The organism is Brucella sp. TWI432 (genome assembly GCF_039674445.1).
In the GTDB taxonomy this organism is placed as follows: Bacteria; Pseudomonadota; Alphaproteobacteria; order Rhizobiales; family Rhizobiaceae; genus Brucella; species Brucella chromiisoli.
Genome location: NZ_JBDJNL010000051.1, coordinates 1 through 3,343, shown reverse-complemented (window position 1 = coordinate 3,343; position 3,343 = coordinate 1). Strand labels below are relative to the sequence as shown.

Here is a 3,343-nt window from a genome sequence, read left to right as displayed (position 1 = left end):
CAGACAACCCAAAAGGGCAGCTTCAGCTGCCCTCAGACTGCAAATAAACCCCTGGCCACAGCCAGGGGTTTATCATTCACTGGGGCATATTGAAGAAACCTGTGCCCGAACATACGGTTCTGGAGATGCTGATGCCCGACAGCCTTGTTCTGAGAGCGTGTTCCCCGAATTCCGTACCCAGAAGACGATGTACATTTCCTAGCTGTCGCGAAAGAAGGAGCCAAATTGCGAGCGCTGCACCTGCTCGAAAGCCCCCAGTGGCGTCCCTAGCGACAATGTCGCTTCGTTCCCGATCGACGGTTCTTATGTCGTCGAAAAGGTCGAATATACAAACAGCAGAGTGTGGATCAACGACGAGCAATATTTCGACAATGTGCCGAAAGTCGCTTGGGTAAGCCACTTCGGCGGCTATGAACCAGCACAAAAGTGGCTCGCCGATCGAAAGGAAGCCAAACTAGACACTGATCAGTTCGAGCATTACCGCAAGATAATTGGCACTCTCATTGAGACCGAAAAGCCCATGGCGACACTAGATAATATTCGGGGAACCCAACGATGAAACTGCTTAGGAAGTGGTCCATGCGCGTCGCCGTCTCATTGAAATCGCGCGCACAGGCTCGTCACCGATTGCGGCAGACGGTGTACAACGGATCAGCGAACTCTATAAGATGGAAGCAGAACTGCGCGGTCTCACCCCAGAAGTGTGATTAGGCGTGGAATATTAGCTCTGACGCACTTTCGATGATACTGTCAATGCCTAAGGGCAAGCAAGATACTGATCTTATTCATTTTTCGAACATAGCATCAGACTATAACAATACCAGCTTGGTGAAGTTTATGCTCTCCATGAATATTATTTAGAATCAATATCTTATCCTAACTCTAGCGCGTGGGCATATCATCGAAAGTGCGTCAGAGCCAATATTCCATGCTTAATGACACCGCGAGTTCGAAAGGGGATTCCGGTCGGCCAAGGCAAAGCAATGGCTATCGTGCCATGTATCCAAATCCTTGGAAATCCGCAATCAGTGCGAAGTGATCGAGTGCCTGAAAAAACATCCTTTCAGCAACAACGATAAACATATTATCGAAGCATTCGTAGGCGATTCATGGCGTCGATTTTCTCAAGCCATAGGGGTCCATTTTAGTTTGATGTGCGACTTGCAAGTATCAGGGGTTGATAGCCTTCAATAGCTCAGCAATTCCTTTTTCATAGCTATCCTTTGCGCCGTCAATTGGTGATTGGTGCTGGTTATTTTCACCATTAACTGCCAGGGCGAGTGCTGCACCATGGGTGAAGTCCACCAGAATATGTACCCATAGCATCGAAAGCTCCGGCGATATGTCGAGCTCGCCGAGCAAGTTTCCAAGATCGTCAGTTATCTTCTTGGCATGGTCTGGAAACACCGCGGATTGTCCGAAAATCGCGAGTGTAAGAGCAGGATGCTTAATGACCTTCGCGCGATAAGCTGAGAGTAGGCCAGCGATGCGTATGCGAGTGTCACAGTTTCCTGGCGCTGAAACGTCTGAGTAGACCATATCTCCCACTGCCTTGATCAGGCCATTACGATCTTTGAAATGGTGATAGATCGTCATGGGGTTGATACCAACACGTGCTGCCAAAACGCGCATCGACAAATGTTCGAACCCTTCAGTATCCAGTATACGCAATGCTTCCAACAGAATCTTCGTGGGGGAAATCGTTTGCTGATCTTTCGAAGGTCGTCCGCGACCTCTCGTAGTCATTGCTTTACTGTGTAACTGGATTGGACCAACCCCGAAGGGAAAGACTTGGTGCTGGTATGGGCGAGTGAAACGTCATGTCCCAGACTACCGAACAAAGGGCGACCTGCGCCCAGCAATACTGGTACGCGAGTGATCACAATATCTCTGATCATGTTAAGCTCTAGAAACGACTGGATTACCCGACCACCATCGATATAAGCACGACGATAGCCTTCTGCTTCCAGCATTGCCATTGCCTCCTGCGCCGACTTGCCTGAGAAGCGCACCTTTCCGGTAAGATCAGCAGGAACTTCTTGCTGTGAAAGCTGGGATGACAGAACAAGCACGGCGCGGTTATAGAGCCAATTGCCCATCGCTCGAACAGCTTCGAAGGTACCGCGACCCATCACGATGACGTCGATATCTTTAATGAAATCTGCATAACCGTGGTCCTCACCAGCTTGATCGCTGTGAAATAACCAATCGAGTTCGCCGTTTTCGCGTGCGATGAAGCCATCAAGGCTAGCCGCAATGAATACATGACCCGTAATCATCTAATTCTCCATATTTATACATCGTATAAATATGGATCTCATGATCATGTCAACTCTGTAGAGCCCATATATATAAGGATCGATGAAGCAGCGTTGCTCCGCCGATCTACCATCGCCGTTTCGGAAGCTGTGCCGCCGCATAGATTTGCCGGCAATTGAACCGACCGAAAGTGGGTTGGCAGATATGTTTAAAGCTACTTCTTTAGGAAAAGCGGAGCCGGTTCATGCGTATTGCTCAAGTGAGAATTACTAATGCACCCGCGACCTGCATAAAGCCCATGCGTTGCCCAAATGCGATCCAATCCACGATGATCGCCACCACAGGATAAATGAACGACAGTGTGCCCACGATGCTGGTGGAGATCTTCTGGATCGCGCCATAGAGAAGCGTCGTCATTAATCCGGTGTGGATGACGCCGATCACGACCAAGCTCCCCAAACTTTGAATATTCGATGGGCTTTGAGCGAAAGGCAGCAATACGACCGTGCCAACTGTCAGTTACCCAAGGACAATCACATGCGGCGGGACCCCTTTGAGCCCTTTGGTGATGATTACGGCGAGGGCATAGAAGAATGCTGCACCAAGGGCCATAGCGACGCCTAGCAGGAATGAATTCCGGGATTGCTCGACTTCTGATCGCCAAACCACAATGGCAATCAATCCCCCGAAAGAAAGAAGGAGCCAGCCCACCTGGCTCTGTTGCAACAATTCCAGTTGGTTGGGGTGGTCCTGTTTTCTCCGCCGTCACGAGGGCTGACCTTCGAATTTCTGCGCGAGCAGCGACACCACTTCTGCGAGTGCGCACGGTCCAATGCCGAAAGCTCGTTCGACAATCCGGGCTTCTCCACGGATATCGCCGGTGAGATTGAAAATAGCAGCTTGGCCCTTGCGTAACGCCCGCATGACCTCAAAACCCTTGATCGTCGCATAGGCCGATTTCAAGGTCTTGAAACCTCGCACCGGCTTGATCAGTTGTTTCAGCTTGCCATGATCCGCCTCAACAACGTTGTTCAGATACTTAACCTGCCGGTGGACGAGATCCTCCGGGCATTTGCCTTCGGTC

At 50.3% G+C, this 3,343-nt stretch carries 5 protein-coding genes and 1 pseudogene; 2 read left to right on the top strand and 4 right to left on the bottom strand.

All coding sequences use genetic code 11. The features are described 5' to 3' along the window. The first annotated feature begins 202 nt into the window (after positions 1–202). Both ABE527_RS21520 and ABE527_RS21515 read left to right on the top strand, forming a co-directional pair. Positions 203–559 carry a type ISP restriction/modification enzyme gene (locus ABE527_RS21520; RefSeq protein ID WP_499695644.1) on the top strand — a complete coding sequence of 119 codons (357 nt, stop codon included), beginning with the start codon at positions 203–205 and terminating at the stop codon, positions 557–559. A 19-nt stretch (positions 560–578) separates the two neighbouring features. Continuing rightward, positions 579–701: pseudogene (locus ABE527_RS21515) on the top strand (IS66 family transposase); the annotation flags it as partial. A 469-nt stretch (positions 702–1,170) separates the two neighbouring features. Here the strand turns inward: ABE527_RS21515 and ABE527_RS21510 are convergent. From ABE527_RS21510 to ABE527_RS21495, 4 genes are all read right to left on the bottom strand, one after another. After that, positions 1,171–1,680 (bottom strand): TetR/AcrR family transcriptional regulator, encoded by a 510-nt coding sequence (locus ABE527_RS21510; protein WP_499695643.1) that lies wholly within the window; start codon positions 1,678–1,680, stop codon positions 1,171–1,173. A gap of 62 nt (positions 1,681–1,742) precedes the next feature. Continuing rightward, positions 1,743–2,279, bottom strand: a complete 537-nt coding sequence (locus ABE527_RS21505; RefSeq protein ID WP_499695642.1) for a dihydrofolate reductase family protein — start codon at positions 2,277–2,279, stop codon at positions 1,743–1,745. Positions 2,280–2,514: 235 nt separating this feature from the next. Then, entirely contained in the window at positions 2,515–2,778 is a 264-nt protein-coding gene (locus ABE527_RS21500; protein ID WP_499698246.1) for an EamA family transporter, read from the bottom strand. 246 nt (positions 2,779–3,024) lie between these two features. Beyond that, a partial coding sequence (locus tag ABE527_RS21495) for a DDE-type integrase/transposase/recombinase (RefSeq protein ID WP_499698245.1) occupies positions 3,025–3,343 on the bottom strand: 319 nt, incomplete at its 5' end.